The sequence below is a fragment of the Enterobacter sp. C4G1 genome (genome assembly GCF_052886895.1).
Window position 1 is genome coordinate 823,682 of record NZ_JBQVVV010000001.1, and the last position, 20,495, is coordinate 844,176.

The 20,495-nt window shown below is 54.4% G+C and carries 13 protein-coding genes; 3 read left to right on the plus strand and 10 right to left on the minus strand.

Features of this window, described 5'->3' with window-relative positions; translation table 11 throughout:
* Positions 1-29: 29 nt before the first annotated feature.
* The 9 genes from ACT9TW_RS04025 to bcsR form a co-directional block, all read right to left on the minus strand.
* Complete coding sequence (locus tag ACT9TW_RS04025) at positions 30-1,523, minus strand: M16 family metallopeptidase (protein ID WP_446491722.1); 1,494 nt, start codon at positions 1,521-1,523, stop codon at positions 30-32.
* Between the two features lie 226 nt (positions 1,524-1,749).
* On the minus strand, positions 1,750-3,036 hold the full coding sequence (locus tag ACT9TW_RS04030) for a dicarboxylate/amino acid:cation symporter (protein WP_182062891.1): 1,287 nt from the start codon (positions 3,034-3,036) through the stop codon (positions 1,750-1,752).
* Positions 3,037-3,195: 159 nt separating this feature from the next.
* A complete protein-coding gene (hmsP, locus tag ACT9TW_RS04035) occupies positions 3,196-5,202 on the minus strand; it encodes a biofilm formation regulator HmsP (protein WP_446491723.1) in 2,007 nt (668 codons plus the stop codon).
* Positions 5,203-5,321: 119 nt separating this feature from the next.
* Positions 5,322-8,804: a cellulose synthase complex outer membrane protein BcsC gene (gene bcsC, locus ACT9TW_RS04040; RefSeq protein WP_446491724.1), complete on the minus strand. Its 3,483-nt coding sequence runs from the start codon at positions 8,802-8,804 to the stop codon at positions 5,322-5,324.
* The gene (bcsZ, locus tag ACT9TW_RS04045; RefSeq protein WP_446492675.1) at positions 8,786-9,892 is read right to left on the minus strand and encodes a cellulose synthase complex periplasmic endoglucanase BcsZ; all 1,107 of its coding nucleotides are present in this window, start codon (positions 9,890-9,892) and stop codon (positions 8,786-8,788) included. Before bcsZ ends, bcsC begins: the two co-directional genes overlap by 19 nt.
* A 6-nt stretch (positions 9,893-9,898) precedes the next feature.
* The gene (bcsB, locus tag ACT9TW_RS04050; RefSeq protein ID WP_446491725.1) at positions 9,899-12,274 is read right to left on the minus strand and encodes a cellulose biosynthesis cyclic di-GMP-binding regulatory protein BcsB; all 2,376 of its coding nucleotides are present in this window, start codon (positions 12,272-12,274) and stop codon (positions 9,899-9,901) included.
* 10 nt (positions 12,275-12,284) lie between these two features.
* Complete coding sequence (bcsA, locus tag ACT9TW_RS04055; protein WP_446491726.1) at positions 12,285-14,900, minus strand: UDP-forming cellulose synthase catalytic subunit; 2,616 nt, start codon at positions 14,898-14,900, stop codon at positions 12,285-12,287.
* Positions 14,897-15,649, minus strand: a complete 753-nt coding sequence (bcsQ, locus tag ACT9TW_RS04060; protein WP_182062896.1) for a cellulose biosynthesis protein BcsQ — start codon at positions 15,647-15,649, stop codon at positions 14,897-14,899. The genes bcsA and bcsQ overlap by 4 nt, the downstream gene beginning before the upstream one ends.
* Positions 15,650-15,660: 11 nt before the next feature.
* Positions 15,661-15,849 carry a cellulose biosynthesis protein BcsR gene (gene bcsR / locus ACT9TW_RS04065; RefSeq protein WP_014072225.1) on the minus strand — a complete coding sequence of 63 codons (189 nt, stop codon included), beginning with the start codon at positions 15,847-15,849 and terminating at the stop codon, positions 15,661-15,663.
* A gap of 172 nt (positions 15,850-16,021) precedes the next feature.
* Here bcsR and bcsE point away from each other — a divergent pair, with 172 nt between their 5' ends.
* From bcsE to bcsG, 3 genes are read left to right on the plus strand one after another with little or no spacing between them, the layout of a single operon-like run.
* Positions 16,022-17,584 carry a cellulose biosynthesis c-di-GMP-binding protein BcsE gene (gene bcsE, locus ACT9TW_RS04070; RefSeq protein WP_182062897.1) on the plus strand — a complete coding sequence of 521 codons (1,563 nt, stop codon included), beginning with the start codon at positions 16,022-16,024 and terminating at the stop codon, positions 17,582-17,584.
* Positions 17,581-17,775: a cellulose biosynthesis protein BcsF gene (gene bcsF, locus ACT9TW_RS04075; RefSeq protein WP_182062898.1), complete on the plus strand. Its 195-nt coding sequence runs from the start codon at positions 17,581-17,583 to the stop codon at positions 17,773-17,775. Before bcsE ends, bcsF begins: the two co-directional genes overlap by 4 nt.
* Positions 17,768-19,447 carry a cellulose biosynthesis protein BcsG gene (gene bcsG / locus ACT9TW_RS04080; protein ID WP_446491727.1) on the plus strand — a complete coding sequence of 560 codons (1,680 nt, stop codon included), beginning with the start codon at positions 17,768-17,770 and terminating at the stop codon, positions 19,445-19,447. Before bcsF ends, bcsG begins: the two co-directional genes overlap by 8 nt.
* A 50-nt stretch (positions 19,448-19,497) precedes the next feature.
* On the opposite strand, the gene ACT9TW_RS04085 is transcribed toward bcsG, so the two are convergent.
* Positions 19,498-20,490 (minus strand): glycosyl hydrolase family 8, encoded by a 993-nt coding sequence (locus tag ACT9TW_RS04085; protein ID WP_446491728.1) that lies wholly within the window; start codon positions 20,488-20,490, stop codon positions 19,498-19,500.
* Positions 20,491-20,495 lie beyond the last annotated feature (5 nt).

Consider the following 20,495-nt stretch of genomic DNA (forward strand, 5'->3'; position numbering starts at 1 on the left):
GCCCCCACCCTAAGCCTCTCCCACCGGCATTACTGCCCCTGCGGAATATCCGTTGCGTCCTGGTGTAAATCATCTGCCGTTGTCGTCTGCGCAGCCTGCGGTGCAGTGACCATAATTGAATCCCAGGTTGACTGAAGTTCTTTCATGTCATATTCCGGCTCGCCCTTTGGCTGCAACAGAATCAACGCCATATCCTGCGACAGTTGCTGACGCAAATCCTGATTCAACATATCGACCGTCAGACTGCTCAGGAAGTCCTGACGCAGTTTCTGATACTGTTCCGGCGCAATATCAACAACCTGGTTTTGCAGCGAACGAATACGCTGGCTAATCAGGATATCGGTATCAGCGCGGGCATAGGTCGCAAACAGTTTTTGCAGTTCGAGTTTTTTCTGCGCCACCAGCGCATTAAATTCCTCTTCTGACAGCCCCACCTTGCGTACTTTCGCCAGCTCTTTCGCCACCAGACCCAGGTTCGCATTCAGCTTGTCGCCCGGTGATTCCACATTGATGGCGCACTGGGCGCGCTGGAACAGCACACGGCAGTCAAAGCCCAGGCCGATGTCCTTCATGTTGTTTTTGCTCAGCGTCTGCTGAACGTGCCAGAACAACGCCTCACGGGCGAGATCCGCACGCCAGTAACGCAACAACGCCGCAGACTCACGAATGGGCTGCCAGGCGGTGTCCCACATCATAGAGAGCTTATCCTGACGTACTGTGTCCGTCATAATGCTGACCGGCTCTGCGCGCAGCGGTGAAAGTGTAGGGACAGGGGCTGGCGATTCACGCTTGCCTTTCAGATCGCCAAAGGCTTTGTTGATCTGCTCAACCACCGCACGGCTATCAACATTACCCACCACAATCAGGGTCATTGCATCCGGGGTATACCATTTCTGGTAGAAGGATTTGACCTGCTCGGTATCGACGGGCTGTTTCAGCGGCTCTGCCGGGTCATGCCCCAGCAGCGTGGAGCCTTTCAGGCGGTAGCGCCACCAGCCTTCTTTCGTGTCCACAGGCCAGGTTGCCACCATGTCGCTGTTGCTCAGCGCATAATTTACGGTGTCTGGTGTGATGGCAAGGTTGCCTGTGGCATCAGACAGATAGGTCAGGGCTTCTTTCAGGAGATCGTTACGGTTGTTCGGCAGACTCAGGTTAAACATGGTGTAGTCATAAGAAACGACTGCCGGAGGAAGTGGGCGTTTAGGGTCAATGGCTTGTTGCCAGAGAGAACGCACCTGAACTGCCTGCAAACTGCCGCTCTGGGTGAGTGCCAGCCGGGGAATAAAGTGACTTAAACCGGTCTGCTGAGTGCTTTCTGTCAGAGAGCCTGTATTCACAGACAGACGAATTTCAATACGGTCACTCGGGCGCTGCGGAGTGGCTAAAACTTGCCACTGAAAACCGTTCGCCAGAGTCCCTTGTTGCCAGGCCGGGTCTGGCTGGAGCGCATCTGCCTGCACATAACTGGCTGCTGCCATCATCAGCAAACCGCCGGTTAAGAGTCGAATTTTTGTGCCCTGCATGTGAACCCCTGATCAACATTCCTGGTTAAAAAGAGTGTCTCGTGACGTGGAGCACTCCAAAAGATGACGATGAAAACACTTCGATTAGACCGCGTGTTCTGCGAAACGTCACGGACGGAAGTGAAATATACCTTAAAAAAATCTTGTCGAATTATGACAGGTATGAACAGTTATTATGCGCAGGAGCCCGCATCCCGACAAGGGATAGCGGGCATTTGTGACGATATTAGGAGGATATACCTTGAGTCTTGCTGTCAGAATTGCGGTTATTCAGCGTGTCATCAAGCTTTTTGTGATCCAGCTCTTTCACCCATTTCGCCACCACAACCGTGGCCACGCCGTTACCCACCAGGTTGGTTAACGCACGGGCTTCTGACATAAAGCGGTCAATACCGAGAATCAACGCCAGACCTGCCACCGGCAGATGTCCCACTGCCGAAATGGTCGCGGCCAGAACGATAAATCCACTGCCCGTTACGCCCGCAGCGCCTTTCGAAGAGAGCAACAACACCACCAGTAGGGTTATCTGATGGAAAATATCCATATGGCTGTTCGTTGCCTGTGCGATAAATACCGCGGCCATCGTCAGGTATATCGAGGTGCCATCGAGGTTAAAGGAGTAACCCGTCGGGATAACCAGCCCCACCACCGACTTACGGCAGCCCAGTTTCTCCATCTTATCGAGCATTCGCGGCAGTGCAGACTCAGACGATGAGGTACCCAGCACAATCAGCAGTTCTTCGCGGATATAGCGGATAAACTTGAAGATGTTGAAGCCTGCCGCGCGGGCAATCGACCCCAGAACCACCACTACGAACAGAATACAGGTGATGTAGAAGCAGATAATCAGCTGACCTAGCTGCACCAGCGTACCTACGCCGTATTTCCCGATGGTAAAGGCCATCGCCCCGAATGCGCCGATCGGTGCCAGACGCATGATCATGTTGATGATGCCGAAGATGACCTGCGAGAAGCTCTCAATCACGTTGAAGATCAGCTGACCTTTACTGCCAAGACGGTGCAACGCAAAACCAAACAGCACCGCAAACAGCAGAACTTGCAAAATATTGCCGCTGGCGAATGCGCCGATGACGCTTCCAGGAATAACGTCCAGCAGGAAGGCCACAACGCCCTGGTCTTTTGCCTGCTCGGCGTACATCGCGACGGCTTTGGCATCCAGCGTCGATGGATCAACGTTCATCCCCGCGCCCGGCTGCACCACGTTAACAATAATCAGACCAATAATCAGTGCGATGGTACTGACCACTTCGAAATACAACAGAGCGACTGCTCCGGTACGACCGACGGCCTTCATGCTTTCCATGCCAGCAATGCCGGTCACCACCGTACAGAAGATAATCGGGGCGATGATCATTTTGATGAGCTTAACGAACGCGTCGCCAAGCGGTTTCATTTGCGCGCCTAATTCAGGATAGAAGTGACCAAGCAGAATACCGATTGCGATGGCTGTCAGGACCTGAAAGTAGAGGCTTTTGAAGAGTGAGGTTTTCATAGGGTGTCCTTGGGAAGAAAAACCACAGGCTTTGTAAGGTTTTGGTTAACCTGCGGCTTTAAAATAACACCCGTAAAACATGACAGAAATAAACTTACATCAACTTTGAAACACAAATGTTAAGAAATTTGAGCTGACTCGCGCAAGCCAGCAACAAATTTACGCTTTTGCATTATTGCTTTCATTCGCCAGATAGCGTTGCTCGAACACATCCGAAGGGACTGCGCGGGCAAAAAGGAATCCCTGTCCGCTCTCCACCCCTGCGGCTGCCAGCCAGTCGCGTTGCGCTTCGGTTTCAATGCCTTCTGCAATCACATGCAGGTTGAGGCTACGCGCCATCTGGATGATGGCCTGCACCATGCTGCTGTCTTCCGGTAGACCGTCAACGAAGGTTTTATCGATTTTCAGCACATCAACCGGCAGGGTTTTCATGTGATGGAGCTGACGCAGCCCGGCATACCCCATGCCAAAATCGTCCAGCGCGATGCGGATCCCGGCATTACGCAGCGGTTTCAGAATAGTGACCGCTTCGTTAGGGTCGTCAATACGGCGGCTTTCTGTCACTTCCAGGATCAGCGTGTCAGGTTTTACCCGATAGCGGTGGATAAGCTCCAGCATCTCCGAAACCATGGTTGGATGCATCAGCTGTAGGGCAGACAAATTCACCGACAGCGGCAACGTGACACCTCGCTCCTGCCAGGCCGCAAGCTGGCGGCAGGACTCTTCAAGCACCCAGTAACCCACGGTGACCATCAGGCCACAGGACTCAATACGCTCAATCAGCCCTTCGGGCAGCTCCCACGAGCCATCAGGCTGCTGCATCCGCAGTAATGCTTCTGCGCTTTTGACTTCGCCCGTCAGTAAATTCACCTGTGGCTGGAGCCAGATGGCAAACTGGCGGTTATCCAGCGCGGTCAGAATATCGCTCTCTTCGGTCAGGCGCTGCTGCGCTTTTTCCATCTGCTCCGGTTCGAAAAACTGGATCTGGTTTTTCCCTTTACGACGGGCAGTGAAGGCGGCAGAAAACGCGCGGCGATACAGCTGCTCTGCTGTGAGGTCGCCGTAGAACATAGCGATCCCGATGCTTGCGCTTGGACGTAGCTGAATACCCTGAATGGGCAACCGCTCATTAATGACAGTGAGTACTTGCTGACCTAATGTAATCGCGTGCCACGGCTCTTTCACGCCGTGGGCAATGATCACCAGGTCATATCCGCTGACCTGGGTCAGCACCATGCGCGGAGCCAGGACAGATTTCACCTTTTCCACCAGCGTCAGCAGCAGCACTTCGCGCTGGCTCTCTTTGAGAACACCCGCCGTGTCCTGCAAGGTTTCACAGGCGACAACCATCAGCGCGGTCGTCTGCTGGCGCGCCACGGTCTGCTCCAGCAGGGCCATCAAAAAGGCTTTGTTGGGAAGCTCTGAAACCGGAAAACGGGTCGCACTGCTGTTTAGATCGTCCTGCTGGCGCAAAATACGCTGCTGGTTGAGGTTATAGCTGCGCACCAGCATGCCAATTTCATCGTCATGGTGCAGATGCGGAACTTCCAGCTGATGCCCCACCTGTTCCTGCGGCGAGAGGTTATTCAGCTCGCGAGCGATGCGGCGTACAGGGTGCACAATCAACCGGTTAATACACCAGGTCAGGGCCACGCTGAGGATCAGCGCCAAAAGTAAGTAAGTGGTTACTAATGTAATAACCCAACTCATCACAAATTTATACAGGCGATATGAATCGGCCTGAAGCACCAGATAGGCTAACGGTTGCGGGTTCGCCGGGCGCTCAAGGGAATAGACAGGCAGGGAAATTTGTACCGGCAGCTCAAACAATCGCATGATCATGACCGGAACCGGACGTTCAGGGATAAAACTCATCCGCAGCGCCTGGAACTGGTTAGGCAGAACCACATCCGCGCGGCTGACTATACCAGCAGGCTGGATGCGTTTTAATATCGTTTCCGCCTCAGGAATATCCCCTTTCAGGATAGAGGCAGAAAGTGGCCCACGTACTGCGCGGGCAATACTTTCAAGTTGTGAAGCCGTGTTATAGCGATTCTGCTGTACGGAATGAAACAGCAAAATGACGCAGAAAAGGAAAACAAACAGCATCGTGACGGCAGAAACCATCGCCATCTGTTTGATAGTTAAAGAACGGCTGACACGCAAAATGACTCTCCACAAAACTCAAAGCGCAAGGCGCACCAGGGCGTTAACCTGGTGCGCCTGAGTATACCCGATTGCTGCGTTTATTAGAGAGACTTACAATTGGATTAAGGTAAATCTGATTACCAGTCCGCGTACGGAATAAGCGGCTGCGGTGGCAGATCCATGTCTCCTTGCCAGCCCGCCGCAGAATAACGTACGTAGAGCAGCGCATGGCTCGGGGTATAATCTTTTGCTTCCTGAATATCAACGCCCATCCCGACAAACCAGTTAGACGTTACACGACGTTCAACAATCGCTCTGGCGGTATAACCCGTGCCTGACGAACTGCTGCCGTTTTCCGGCTCTCCCCGGTCCGTATAGTTCCCAGGTTCATCTGTCGGGATCAGGCTCTGAATGGGATATCGCATTCCATCGTCCGTTTTGGAGTGCGACCAGGAGACTGAACCACCCAGCTCCCATGACCAGTTCTCGGTACGTTTACGCCAGGTCACAGGCAAGGCAAAAGAGACATATTGCTGCGGGCTGTAATAACCGCCCTGGCCCAGCGTATACCCGCTAAGATCCTTGTCGTAATGCCACAGCATATTGCTGACACCAACGGTCAGGCGCTCGTTATTTTTATTAATGAGCTTGTAGTAGTAACCGGTCATCCAGCGAACACGCCAGTTATCTTCCACATTTTTCCCTGTCAGGCTATCAGCACTCAGGCTTGACCAAATGCCGTTCGCTTCACCTTTGTCATAGCTCAGGCTCGCGCCACCACCGGTGGCACGCACGCCGCCCCATGTGGTGTCGGTGTTGGAATCACGCTGCCCGGCAAACGCCAGAAGCGAGCTGGAAATCGGGCGACGGTGGGCGTTTACGGTATAACCAATTGGCCCCAGATCGTTGCTGTAACTCAGGCCACCAACCACATCCACCACGTCGAAACCCATCGGCGTTGTGCCGATGTCCATCGCCCAGGTTTTATTCTGCCAGCCCACGGCAACGCTCGCGCCGTTTGCGGTCTGGTTGGTATTGCCATGACAAGGCGTTGCCGCACAAGTACCCCATTTCGGATCGTACTTCCCGTCTTTGGTGGCAAATGTCCCGGCATCCATGTTGACCAGATCGCTACGGAAGAACATACGCCCGTCAGAAAGCGGCGCATCCACCTGCAACATAGTGGTGTGAGCTTTCAGGTCGGAATAACCGCCCGTACCGCTTGAGCCCCAGTAGTCGTGTTGCAGTGTGACGTTAACGTCCTGCTGACGGTATAAATCACCGGCGTCGCTGCGTACACCGCGCTTCAGCCAGTCGTCGTTCTCGTCGTTACGCGTCAGCCGGGTAAAGCTGTCGTTATCCGTCGGACGCGTGGTGGTGATACCAGAAGACACCATCGCGTCTTTATAGGTTTCCAGCGCCTGCTGAGGCTGGCCGTTTTGCGCCTGAAAACGCGAGGCGTCACGCAATACCAGCGCATTCTCCATGGACGCAGGCTGCGATTTCGCCTGAGGAATTAACTTACTGAAGGTTTGCTCAGCCGCGGCGTTATCACCTAGCCCCGCCTGCGCCATCGCAATCCGCCGCTGCATGTTCAGTGACTGCGGTTGCCCGGCTTTCGCATCCGGGAGTTTTGCCAGTTCGGCGCGCGCGGCGTCTTTATTCCCTTCCGAGATATAGATTTCCGTCAGCCCAAGGATGGCGTCTTCGTTTTGCGGTTCACGCTGCAACACCGCGTTATACGCGGCTTTCGCCTCTGCACGGTCACCACGCTGCTGCGCCCAGTCAGCCAGGGTTAAATCGATACGCGTTGAAGAAGGTTGCTGACGGAGCAGGTTTTCAGCCTCTTGCTCTTTACCGCTGTCCCGCAGACGGCTCGCCGTTTCCAGCACCTGGTTGCTTTGCAGACGGTCAGCCAGCTCCTGGATATTGCCATTCCACTGGCTGCGCGGCAGGGTGTTCAGGTGAGCCAGAGCGGCCCTGTCCTGGTCGTTACCGGAAAGATAAAGCCCGCTGGCGTATACCTGATCAGGATCGGTCGGTTTTTGGTTTGCCAGCTGGCGCATCAGGGTGTCGGCCTGGCTGCGCTGGCCCGCACTGTAGAGATCGCGCGAAAGACGATAAGTTATCCACACATCGCCCGGCGACAGCGCCAGACGACGACGCTGAATTTCCGCAGCCTGGGCATATTTGCCTTCGTTTTCCAGCTGCTCGGCCTGCCGGGACAACTGTTCGTTCGTCAGGCTACGTTCAATATCATCAATGCTGCGGCGCTGGCTGGCAGAAAGTGACTGGATAAACTGCGAGGCTTTTTCCGGTGACTGGGCACGATAGATATTGGCCAGTCCGCGCACGGCGTTACTGTTACCGCTGTCCATACGCAATGCCTGGCGATAGTAACGCTCAGCTGCGTCATTATCTTTGCGCGCCGCCGCCACATCCCCAAGACCGAGCACCGCATAGCTATCGGTGTTGTCGATATTTCGCGCCTGCTGGTAATAGCGTTCCGCCTGCGCGGTGTTGTTCGCTTTAAGCGCGGTATCACCCTGCTGGATCAGCAGCCAGTAACGGTTAACCTTCAACAGGCTATCCCACTTACCCCGGTTATCGCTCTGCGGATCAAGGGCAATGGCTTTTTCAAACTGCGCCACTGCACGGGCGCGATCGCCTTTTTGCGAATACGCCTGGCCCAGTGCGCCAACGGCCTCGCTGTCGGCATGGTTAGCGCTAACCGCTTTTTGCAGTTCCGTGACCGCTTTACTGCCCTGCCCGGCATCGACCGCCGCTAAGCCTTCGGCTTTGGCACGGAACGTCGGGTCGGCCAGCTGCTTTTGCTGCGCTTCAAGCTGGGAACGCGCCGCTGTCACGCTATCGCCAGTGCTGAAGACAGTCAGGTATTTTTGCAGCGCGCTCACGCTGGCGCTGCTGGCAGGCTGGTCTTTAATCTGCTGATACCACATGTCAGACGCCTGATCGCGGCCATTATTGGTTTTGGCCATATCCTGCAATACCGCGAATCCTTCATCACGGCGCCCGTTCTGGAACATCAGCTGCGCCAGCGTGGCCTGTAGCTGCACATTGCCAGGATTGCTGGCATTGATTTTCTTAAGCTGGTTTATGGCACTGGTACGTCGGGCAGGATCTTTGGCCACCACATTCCAGTACTCTGTTGCTAAATCGCCACCAGGCGGGTTTCCGGCAAAGAGTTTGTCGTAAGCCACAATCGCTTCCTGAGTGTGGCCTGTTGTGGCTAACAAACGCGCCTGCTGCAAAGCCTGGCGGCCATCCGGCGTTGAAAGCAGCATGGTATTACGGGAAGACTGATACACAGCCGAACCCGGGGCGATCCCTTTCAGGCGATCCAGCTCTTTTTGCGCGCCAGCAGTGTCGCCCTGGCGCAGCAAATAACGGAAACGTGCGGCAATCACATCCGGGTTGTTTGGATCGATAAGCTCAAGACGATAGAGCGACTGGCGAACCAAATCCTCGCGCTGCGTTGATTCGCCCAGACGAACCTGCTCCAGCAGCTGTTTCTGCTGGGGGGAGTTGGCAGCCTGCGCCATCGGCATCAGTGCCAGGCCAAGCGATAAACTGAGTAGATTTAATGTGAACTTGCGCATTCCTGGCCCCAATCCGGTATTAATTCACCTTTTTCGGTGAAGCGAAAACGATGCTGATCCCATCCTTGTCCAAAGAGAGTCAGTACGTAGCTGTAATAGGCGTTGTTATCGGGAAAGTTATCAGCGACACGCTGGCGCTGAACCGCTTGCGCGTCACGGGATTGCAAAAAGGGCAGCAGAGAAGCCGAAAATCCCACCGGACCGTGACCCGTACGTTTCCCGCCCGCCACATCCACTTTCTCCGGCGGTATACCCTGTTTTTTTGTCACCGCAGCCATCGGCTGGAAACGCGCCAGCAGTCGGGCTTTTTGCGGGTCTTTGTCGTTCATCATCCCCACCCAGAGATAAACCCGGATGGCATCATAGCTGCCGACCAGGGTTTTATACGGCTTCAACTGCCAGCCTTTATTTTTCTGGTATTGCACCCAGTCCGGGGAAAATCCTTTCGGTGCCGTTTCCAGCAACAGGCGCAGGTTAGTCTCGCGAAGGGTTTTCCAGGGAGCGCCAAAGCGGGTGAAATAGCTCGCAAGCTGAGGGGGAAGGTAGCTGGGGTTGAAGCGCCAGGCATTCTCTTCTGCAAAGCCGATTTTGCCCGGCAGTAGCATCGAGCCAAGACCCGGTACTTTTACCACTTCCTCGCTGGCAATACGTTTGAGCAGCGCCTTCCCGGCGCGGGTGTAGTCCGGGTGTTTCCATAACCGACCGGCTTCGAGCAATGACCAGGCAATCCAGATATCGCCATCAGATGCAGAGTTAGTATCGATGACCGCCCAGGTGTCTTTGTCTTTTTGACCCCACAGCCAGGCGGGCAGACGCTCGTGTAAATCCCCTCCGGCGAGGTTATCGCGCGTCCACGTCAGCAACTGGTCAAACGCCTTGCGGTCATTCGCCGCAAGGGCAAAGAACAAGGCGTAACTTTGCCCTTCTGAGGTAGTAATTTTGCGCGTGTCACTGGGGTCAATGACACGCCCGCTCTCGCTAATGTAATCCTTTTTAAACTGCTCCCAGGCAGGCCAAGTGCAGGCGGCGCGAAGATTCGTCGCCGCCAGCATCAACGCTGCTAACGCACACCAGCGAAAGGCTTTCATCACATCTTACTCATGATCCGGGTTAAGGCGACGACGGCTGATGATACGCAGCAGACGCCACAGCACCCACGCCAGCAGTACGACACTCACTGCCGCCAGAATTGCGAGCAGAACCGGGTGGTTTGACAGCGCATACCACAGGCGTTCGAACCACGGCAGATGGCCGACGTAGTACACATCGCCCACGCGCAGGCTATCCACTCCAGACTCACGGATAACGGCAACAGAGCCAAACATGGAGGCACGTTTACCGCTGTCGTTCATCGCGTTGTTGAGCAACTCATAACCGCGCGGGCTATCGGCCAGCAGCGCGATGACGCTACGCTGATCGTTAAACGGAGACTGGAAGCCCACGATTGCCGCCATTGAGCCAGAAGACGATACTTCGGTCTGAACGCTGGCCTGACGATCGTTCGAATCCGGCATAATGCTTGGGAACTCGGTCTGACGCAGCGGCGTGTTCACCCAAGATTGGGTAGCCTTCACCAGCAAATCAATACGCTTATCATCCTTCAGCTTATCCGGGATGGAGCCAATCACCATGATGTCAGCGTCTTTGTTCTGGATCTGGCTGCCGTCATCCGTCAGCGTCACATTAATCGCCGGTAAACCTGTCTGAGCGCCCACGGAAGCCATGGTGTCCAGCAGGGTTGTCACCTGGCCTTCGGTTGGCGCTTTTGGCATCACAACGATGGATTCAGAGAGATCCGCCATACGGCTGAACGGGAAGCTGGCATTCGCAAATGCGCGCAGATCCGGCATCGCCAGGAAGTGATAATACCTGGAGAAGTCGATGGTTGAATCATCACCAATGACCACATGGTTCTGCACCGGCTGGAAGGTAATACAGTTATCCACCGAACCACCCGGCATTGGGTTCATGTACTGGAAATTAAAACGCAGCTGGTTTACCGCGCCCAGTTTCAGCGCAGGGATAGAGACATCCGTTTTACCATCCAGCAGCCCTTGCAGCACCGGCAGACGAAGCATTAGTTGGTTGGTGTCCTGGCTACTGGTCAGGCTAAAGGATTGCAGGAACTGGTTGTTCAGGCTGATATCCATGCGCGAGCTGTCTTTGGTTACAGGCGCGGTGTAACGGTATTTCAGGTTGATATCAATCCCGTTGGTACGCATCAGATACAGGTCTGGCGGCAGGTTCAGCGAAAGGCTGATTGGCGATGGCTCAAGCCCGGTCGACTGAAGCTGTTCTTCATAGGTTTTCAGCTCACCAAAGCTAATTGCGCGGTCGGTACGCACCCAGTTTGGTGCATCGTAAGGTTTACGCGCCAGCAGAGGTTTTACGTTGTCGACAGTCACACTATTGCCACGGAACAGGACGTTACCCTGGGCAATACCTTTCGCCGCCTGGAGCAGGTCTTTATCATCACGCCCGAATACCACCAGTAGCTTCACATAAGGGTTATCCGGGTGGTTCATAACTTCAACCGTCGGTGCTTTCACGTCCGGGTGGTCGCGCAGGAACGACGGGCGTTTGTCATTGGTTGCAAACACAATGGCATTGCGATCCGGCAGTTTATCGTACATCACCGGGAAGCTCTGACCGCGCCAGGCCGCACGTGAACCAAACCATGAAGCGACAATCGTCGCAGCCAGCTGCTGAGTCACATCCGGGGAGGCCGCGAAGACTACCGGCAGCGTGAGCTGGCGGTTATCGCGCGGATCAAAGAATGGCACAGGGAAAGCCGAGAGATCGTTTTTCAGCGCCAGCGACTGATAGGTCATTTGCAGCGATGTATTACGACCGACATCCATCCACAGCGTACTGCTGGCCGGGTTTTCGCATACATCGCGATAGTGCCCGACAAACTCCAGACGAACGCGGTTAAAATCGGTGATAAACAGCGGGTTGATAGGTACCTGTGCCAGCGTCTTTTTGCCGAGCTGTTCTTTGGTAACCGGCAACACGTCCATCAACTCATCGTTGAGATAGACCTTAAGCTGGGACTGAACCGGCAGCAGAGAAGGCGACGGTGTGTATTCCAGGTTTAGCATCGCCTTCGACACCACTTCATCGCTGCGCATTCCAAACTCAACGCCGCCGTTCGGGTTAATGCCACGCAGGACCATGCTGCCCGGAGGTGGGGCAATCTGGGCAAAGGTCAGCTTCACGTCCCTGGACGGGGCATTATCCGCCACAACAGGCGCGTTCGCACCACGCACGCCAGGCAAGACGCTGCCGATAGGTTGAGCCGTCCCGTCTGCCGGTTGATTGGACTCAGCGTTATCGGTCGCGGTGACGGTTGGATCGGTTTCCTGCACCACAGGCGTAGCCGTAGTCTCAGGGGCTGCATTCGCCATCATAGGGGGAAGCGCACTCATTCCCATTGCCACTGCACATAACCAGGAAAGTTTTGTTTTCATCGCGTTATCATCATTGTTGAGCCATAACCGGGTCCGATTGCTTCGCCTCTTCCCGCTCAGGTCGGCGTGGAATAAACGACACGACCCAGGAAACCAGCGAGGTAAGTGACCGGAAAATTAATTTCACAGACGACGGGGCAAATTCTGCAAGGTGACGATAGCCACGGAACCCCAGCTTAAGAATATCCAGCAGGCTTTCCAGAGGTTTATCTTCCGGGAAGCTGTCCTGCCAGAGAGCCCACGTATCCGCGCGGGCAAACGTACACTGCACAAAATCAATGTGTTGCTTTTTAGTCAGCGGCATCAGCTGCAAACCCACTTCATTGCCTAACACACGCACAACCTGCGTCGGGAAGACGTACTCCTGCTGGCCGCGTTTAAGCAGTAAGTTGACCTTCTGCCCTTCCAGCACCTTCGCCTGGCCGTTGATCTTGATACCCAGACCACCGTCAGAGAAGTCATGCACGGTACAGGAGAAGAGATGGCCATCTTCACGGGCAATTGCCGCAGGCATACTGATTTCAACGCGATGCGCACGGCGCACCTGCTTGCTCTCTACCGAAACCGCCACCGCGCCGCCAAGAATAATCAGGTTGTAGAACACCCAAGCCATACTCACGAACACGGTCAGCACTTCGTTTTCCGGGCCGTAGAAGTAGCGCCAGATACCAGCGATAACGCCCACGATATTCAGCAGCACCAGGAAGATATACGGACGGGAGATCACCCAGTCGACATACTCTTCTTCCACCAGGCCGCCCTTCGCGGTGACGTTAAACTTGCCTTTATGCGGATTAATCAGCGCCACCATCGTTGGCGGGGCGATATACCAGGCGAGCACCGTTTCGTAGATTTCACTCCAGAATGAATGGCGGTATTTACCCTGAATCTTCGAGTTCGTCAGGCTCGCGTGGATCATGTGCGGCAGAACAAACAGCGCAATCATCAGCGCTGGCGCGTAGATGATGTAAGCGTGAAGCAGCAGGAACGCCAGCGGCGCGGTCAGGAAGATAAGCCGCGGAATACCGGACAAGAAGTGGAACATGGCGTTGACGTAGCACAGACGCTGCGCCAGTTTTAACCCTTTGCCCACCAGCGGGTTATCAAGGCGGAAGATCTGCACCATGCCGCGCGCCCAGCGAATACGCTGGCCGATATGGGCTGATAGAGACTCCGTCGCCAGGCCTGCCGCCTGCGGAATACGCATGTAGGCAGACGTATAGCCACGACGGTGTAAACGCAGCGAGGTATGGGCATCTTCGGTGACTGTTTCTACGGCAATGCCGCCAATCTCATCCAGCGGTTTACGACGGATAACCGCACAGGAGCCGCAGAAGAAGGTGGCATCCCACATATCGTTGCCATCCTGCACCAGCCCATAGAACAGCGTACCTTCGTTTGGGGTTTTACGAAAACGCCCGAGGTTACGTTCAAACGGGTCCGGCGAGAAGAAGTGGTGCGGTGTCTGCATCATCGCCAGCTGCTTCTCTTTCAGGAACCAGCCCATCGTCATTTGCAGGAACGAGCGGGTCGGTACGTGGTCGCAGTCAAAGATGGAGACAAACTCTCCTTTGGCGTATTTCAGCGCATTATTGATGTTCCCGGCTTTCGCATGTTCGTGGGTAGTTCGCGCGATATACTCCACGCCCACTTCCTCGGCGAACTGGCGGAACTCCGCGCGGCCACCGTCATCCAGGATCCAGATTTTGAGTTTATCTTTTGGCCAGTCGATACCTAACGCCGCATAAATGGTGTTTTTTACCACCGTCAGGTCTTCGTTGTAGGTTGGCACAAACAGGTCAACAGACGGCCATTGCGTGGTGTCTTTTGGCAACGGAACAGGCTGGCGATTGAGCGGCCAGATAACCTGGAAGTAACCCAGAACCAGCACAATCCATGCATAGGTTTCCGCAAACAGCAGAATCAAACCGCACACCAGGCTGACCGGATCATCCCAGTTCAGCGTTGAGGTATAACGCCACCAGATATAACGGCAGGAGACGGTCAGTGACAGCACAATCAGCATCAGGGCCGAGAAACGCCCAGGAATACGCCGGACCAGCAGCGCCACGCCCCACAGCAGGATCAGGAAGGTAAACTGCGCCAGCGGGTTAAAGGGCTGCGTGATACAGACCACAGCAAGAATGAGCGAGAAGACGACAATTACGCCGAGGATAAAACGCCTCAAGCCCGGGTGCAGATGCCCAAGTTCTTTGTGGTTATCCAGATGGCTGGTTTTGTGACTCACACTATCGGGCAGTCTGTTCAGCCATTGATGGTAGCGTTCACGTAAATTCGCCACCCGGTCGAAGCTGCGCCAGCGCGGAGCTTTATGTTCCTGTCGGGGCATGGTGGCCACCAGCCAGACAGCCTGGATAAGATAACGGGCCGGATCCAGCGGCCGCGGCCGGTCGGGATTAATGTGCGGGTAAAGCTCGCTGTGGCGCGCACGAATACGCTGCCAGCGCGGGTGTTCAAGCGGTATAAACATCCATGCCAGGATCATCCAGAAACAGCCAAGCGCAGCGCTTAACACCGATGCGCCGTGTCGACGGCAATGTCGGTAGCGTTCGCTTAAGCGCGCGCTGACCGGTGGGATGAGTAACCAGGTGGACACACGACTCATACAGCACTCCTGGCAGACTCTGGACGACGAGTGAAGTGCAACAGACACCAGTTCGCCAGTGTAAGGATCTCTTCTGCCGCCAGTGAATCACCACGGTATTCACCGAGTGGCTGTTTGGAGGCGAGACATTCCGCCATCCCCTCGTCACGATGAATCACCATAGGTAACAGGCGGCGCTGAGTTTGCAGCCAAATCTGGTAAAGATCGTCCTGAATCTGGCTGCTGATGCGTAAATCGTTAATCAGAATATGGGCGTCTGCGGGCAACGCTTGCTGATGCAGGCGGATATGACAGTTTGCGTCCACATTCACAATCGACAGAATGTGATCACAGTGGGTAATGAGCTGGCGCGTCAGCGGCGCAAAACCGTGCGGCAGATCCAGCAATATCCAGTCGTAATGGCTCTGTTCCTTCAGGCGCTCCAGCGCGTAGGTGAATTGCTCCAGGGTTTGCTGGCTTGAGGAATAGTTCTCACGTTCTTTTGCAGTCAGATGCCCAAAGGGGAGCAGATCGAGCTGGGAGGTGTAGCGCAGTCCTGCATCCTGCCAGTCTTTACCGTCAAGCAGCGCGCGCGCCCAGCCATCGTGGTGATCAAAATCAACGTTGAAAGACATGCGCAGCAAATTATCGGGGCAGGCATCAATAACCAGCACCGATTCACCTAATAACTGTAATGACCACGCCAGCGCTGCTGTAATGGATGTCGTACCGACACCACCGCGGACGCCCTGTAATCCTAGTATGGCCATCAATGGCTCCCTTATTGTTGTTGGGCAAATTCAGCCAATAAAGGCCAGCGTTTAATAGCCGCTGCCAACTGTTCCCGCTGGGAAATATCGGTGTAATCAATTTCAGGCAATGAAAACGCCTGAGTCAGAGCCAGAAAATCGTTTTGGAATGTGTACCCCAGACTCGAGTCGACGGGTGTTCCGGGTTCGTTATTATGCATTTTTATCTCATCCCATTGAGTAAAATCTTACGATCAGATGTAGCGAGGCGTCCTGCCAGGAATTTTCGTTTACATGCTAAATCTGATGTTCTTTAATTTCAATGTTAGGTTTATTTCTACGCTTTCGCTAGTAAACTGAGATACAGATAAATTAGATGAAAAGAGGGACACCGTGGACTCCATATTTTCTATTGGCATCCAGTCATTATGGGACGAATTGCGCCACATGCCAGTCGGAGGAGTGTGGTGGATTAATACTGACCGCAATGAGGATGCTGTAAGTCTGGTTAATCAAACCATCGCCACGCAGACGAAGGATGCGCGCGTCGCCGTCATCACCATGGGTGAAGAACCGAAGAAAATCATCAGGCTTGAGGATGACCGCGGGCCACAAACGGTTCAATTATTTTCCATGTCAACCGAGGCAGATAGTCTATACTTTTTGCCCCGCGACATTCAGTGCACTCTTGATCCCGATCACTATTTAGTGATTCTTAAATGCTCAAATAATGCCCTGCAAAATATACCGACTGAGAAACTTCTGCACTGGCTTGAAAAAATCAACAGATGGGCGAAAAATCAAAACTGCACGGTATTGGTCGTAAACCCTGGCAGTAATAATGACAAGCTATTCTCGCTTTTAATGGGGGAATATCGTTCTCTTTTCGGTCTTGCAAGTATCCGTGACCAGACCGACAGTTTTCTTTACGATATTGCTTTCTGGTGTAATGAAAAAGGCGTGAGTGCGCGACAACAACTTGCACTCAAACTTATCGAAGGCAATTGGCATGTCGCGCAACAAGAAGAAACCGTAGTGCAACCGCGCAGCGATGAAAAACGCATTCTCAGCCAGATTACGGTATTAGAAGGTGCGCCGGCCCTTTCTGAAAATTGGTCGCTGTTTGAAACAAACGAAGCGCTATTTAATGAAGCCCGTACCACTCAGGCCGCCACTATTGTTTTTTCCTTGATGCAAAATAACCAAATCGAAACGCTGGCGAGACAGATTCATATCTTACGCCGCCAGCGCGGCAGCGCGTTAAAAATCGTGGTACGTGAAAATAATACCAGCCTGCGCGCAACGGACGAACGCTTGCTGCTGGGCTGTGGTGCGAACATGGTCGTTCCCTGGAATGCCCCGCTTTCACGCTGCCTGACGCTGATTGAAAGCATTCAGGGCCAGCAGTTTAACCGCCGCGTGCCGGAAGATATCTCCACGCTGTTGTCCATGACTCAGCCGATGAAACTGCGCGGCTATCAAAAATGGGACACGTTCTGTGATGCCGTCAGTAACATGATGAACAACACGCTGCTTCCGGCAGACGGAAAAGGGGTGATGGTTGCCCTGCGTCCTGTGCCGGGTATCCGCGTTGAGCAGGCGCTCACGCTGTGCCGCCCGAACCGTTCGGGGGATATCATGACGATTGGCGACAACCGCCTGGTGCTGTTTTTATCCTTCTGCCGGGTGAACGATCTCGACACCGCCCTGAACCATATTTTCCCGTTGCCAACAGGGGATATCTTCTCTAATCGCATGGTCTGGTTCGAAGACAGCCTGATCAGCGCCGAGCTGGTGCAAATGCGAACCCTCGCACCTGAGCAGTGGGTAAAACCGTTGCCGATGACTGCCGACACCAAACCCATTCTCAATGCTAAACATGACGGGCATGTATGGCGTCGGGTTCCTGAACCACTTCGCTTGTTATCCGGGAATGAGGAGAACGCATCATCATGAATATCAGTGATATTATTCAACTGGTCGTACTCTGTGCGCTCATTTTTTTCCCGCTCGGCTACTATGCACGCCATTCGATGGGCCGTATTCGTAATACCGCCAGGGCGCTGTTTGTAAAACCTCGCTACGTTAAACCAGCCGGAACACTGACACGGGCTCCGCACGTCAAGGCAAACCGAAAACATGACTAACTCTACCTATACCCATTCGGCGCCATCGCCGCTCTGGCAATACTGGCGCGGCCTTTCCGGCTGGAACTTCTATTTCCTGGTGAAGTTTGGTCTGCTATGGGCAGGCTACCTGAATTTCCACCCCCTGCTTAACCTGGTGTTTATGGCCTTCCTGTTGATGCCAATCCCCAGCATCAGGCTGCATCGTTTGCGCCACTGGATTGCCATTCCGGTGGGCTTTGCTCTGTTCTGGCATGACACCTGGCTACCCGGCCCGGACAGCATTATGAGCCAGGGCTCGCAGGTCGCAGGCTTTAGCTCTGACTACATTCTCGATCTGACCGAGCGGTTTGTTAACTGGCAAATGATTGGGGCAGTATTTGTACTGCTGGTTGCCTGGCTGTTCTTGTCGCAGTGGGTGCGTGTAACGGTGTTTGTTGTGGCCATCCTGATATGGCTTAACGTACTGACCCTGGCGGGGCCTGGCTTCTCTTTATGGCCTGCTGGCCAGCCGACAACCACGGTCACTACCACGGGTGGAGCCGCTGCCGCAACAGTGGCAACTGCAGGAGATAACCCGGTCGTTGGGGATATTCCAACACAGACGTCACCACCAACATCCACTAACCTGAATGCCTGGCTTTCAAGCTTCTATACCGCAGAAGACAAGCGCCAGACCAAATTCCCGGATGCGTTACCTGCTGACGCTCAGCCGTTCGAGCTGCTGGTGATTAACATCTGTTCCCTGTCATGGGCCGATGTGGATGCCGCTGGTTTGAGCTCCCATCCGCTGTGGTCGCACTTCGATATTCAGTTTAAAGATTTCAACTCGGCTACCTCTTACAGCGGCCCGGCGGCGATTCGTCTGTTGCGCGCAAGCTGTGGTCAGCCATCGCATAAAAATCTTTATCAACCCGCGGGGAATCAGTGTTATCTGTTTGATAATCTGTCGAAACTGGGCTTTACGCAGCACCTGATGCTGGGCCATAACGGCCAGTTCGGCAACTTCCTGAAAGAAGTGCGTGAAGAAGGCGGAATGCAAGCGCCGCTGATGGATCAGACCGGCCTGCCGGTATCACTGCTGGGCTTTGACGGTTCACCGGTTTATGACGATACCGCCGTTCTCCAGCGCTGGCTGCAAACCATTGAGAAAGATGCTAACCCGCGCAGTGCCACGTTCTATAACACCCTGCCGCTGCATGACGGTAACCACTTCCCAGGCGTCAGCAAAACGGCTGATTACAAAGTGCGTGCGCAGAAAATGTTTGATGAGCTGGATGCGTTCTTTACCGAGCTGGAAAAATCTGGCCGCAAGGTGATGGTCGTGGTTGTGCCGGAACACGGTGGTGCGCTGAAGGGTGACAGAATGCAGGTGTCTGGCCTGCGTGATATCCCAAGCCCGTCCATTACCAACGTACCTGCCGGGATTAAATTCTTCGGTATGAAGGCTCCACACCAGGGCGCGCCAATTGAGATCACACAGCCAAGCAGCTATCTGGCGATTTCTGAGCTGGTGGCACGTGCGGTAGACGGTAAGCTGTTTGTGGAAGATAGCGTGAACTGGAATCAGCTTACCAGCGGCCTGCCGCAGACTGCTGAGGTATCGGAAAATGCCAACGCTGTTGTTATCCAGTACCAGAACAAACCGTATGTTCGTCTGAACGGCGGCGACTGGGTTCCGTATCCGCAGTAATCAAGACTCCCTCTCCCCAAAAAGGAGAGGGAACTCGTCCGGCCCCAACGTTATTGCCCTGCGAGCCATACCAGCATTTTCAGGCTCGCGGAGTAATAATCATCTTTGGCAGTGATTTCCGGTTCACCAGGCGCCTGCCCCATCGTTAAATCACGCACGGCCAGCAACCCCCCTTCCATCATGTACGGCGCGAACTCATTGGTAGTGACATTCACCCACGCCGGGGTTTGCTCGCGGCTGAACTGAGCAAACCAGCTGCGCCACGGCGTCAGCAACGAACTTTGTTTATCCGTCCAGGCGACGTAAAGCGGGATACGAATCGCGTCATAGCTCATCCGCGGAGCCCAGGCTTTAGCCGGGACCAGCTTGCCGCCCGCTTCCAGAGACTCCCAGTCTGTTGGCAGATTCGCTTTACCCGATCCCATTTTCCCGAGCAGTCGCTGTCCGTCCTGAATCAGCTCCCGCCAGACCTGTAAATGACTGCGATCGGCAAACGCCTGCCAGGCAGGGAACACAAAGTAAGAAGGATTAAGCACCACTTCACTGTTCAGGTTAAATCCCTGCACGCCAGGCAGCATCACCCGGTATCCCGCATAGCGGATCACATTGTGCGCAATCAGCGCTTTAGTGATGCTGTCCGATGCTGTGCTGTAGCGCTTGTCATGCCAGCGGGTGTCAGCTTTCAGCAGCGCCCATGCAATCAGGACATCGCCATCAGATGCATTGTTTTTGTCGGCGACCGGGTTGGCTTCCACCGGGTTATATCGCCAGTAAAACAGCCCATTGTCTTTGTTTTTCAGCGTGCTGTCTGTCCACTGCCAGAGCTTGTCGAAGGTGGCTTTATCGTCGTTTGCCACGGCCATCAGCATGGCAAAGCCCTGCCCTTCCGTATGAGAAACATTGCCATTACCGGTATCAACTATCCGGCCATCCGGCATAAAGAAACGCGCCTTATATTGCTCCCAGGCCTGACCGGCATGGGAGAAAGGCGAAACCAACAAACTCATCATGACCACCAGCGCGGCACATGCGGGCTTTCGCATAATCA

Excerpts from the sequence above, each read along its gene's own strand:
- ACT9TW_RS04025 (WP_446491722.1), bottom strand. The coding sequence starts at position 1,523 with ATGCAGGGCACAAAAATTCGACTCTTAACCGGCGGTTTGCTGATGATG.
- ACT9TW_RS04030 (WP_182062891.1), bottom strand. The coding sequence starts at position 3,036 with ATGAAAACCTCACTCTTCAAAAGCCTCTACTTTCAGGTCCTGACAGCC.
- bcsC (WP_446491724.1), bottom strand. The coding sequence starts at position 8,804 with ATGCGCAAGTTCACATTAAATCTACTCAGTTTATCGCTTGGCCTGGCA.
- bcsZ (WP_446492675.1), bottom strand. The coding sequence starts at position 9,892 with ATGAAAGCCTTTCGCTGGTGTGCGTTAGCAGCGTTGATGCTGGCGGCG.
- bcsB (WP_446491725.1), bottom strand. The coding sequence starts at position 12,274 with ATGAAAACAAAACTTTCCTGGTTATGTGCAGTGGCAATGGGAATGAGT.
- bcsA (WP_446491726.1), bottom strand. The coding sequence starts at position 14,900 with ATGAGTCGTGTGTCCACCTGGTTACTCATCCCACCGGTCAGCGCGCGC.
- bcsQ (WP_182062896.1), bottom strand. The coding sequence starts at position 15,649 with ATGGCCATACTAGGATTACAGGGCGTCCGCGGTGGTGTCGGTACGACA.
- bcsR (WP_014072225.1), bottom strand. The coding sequence starts at position 15,849 with ATGCATAATAACGAACCCGGAACACCCGTCGACTCGAGTCTGGGGTAC.
- bcsF (WP_182062898.1), top strand. The coding sequence starts at position 17,581 with ATGAATATCAGTGATATTATTCAACTGGTCGTACTCTGTGCGCTCATT.
- bcsG (WP_446491727.1), top strand. The coding sequence starts at position 17,768 with ATGACTAACTCTACCTATACCCATTCGGCGCCATCGCCGCTCTGGCAA.
- ACT9TW_RS04085 (WP_446491728.1), bottom strand. The coding sequence starts at position 20,490 with ATGCGAAAGCCCGCATGTGCCGCGCTGGTGGTCATGATGAGTTTGTTG.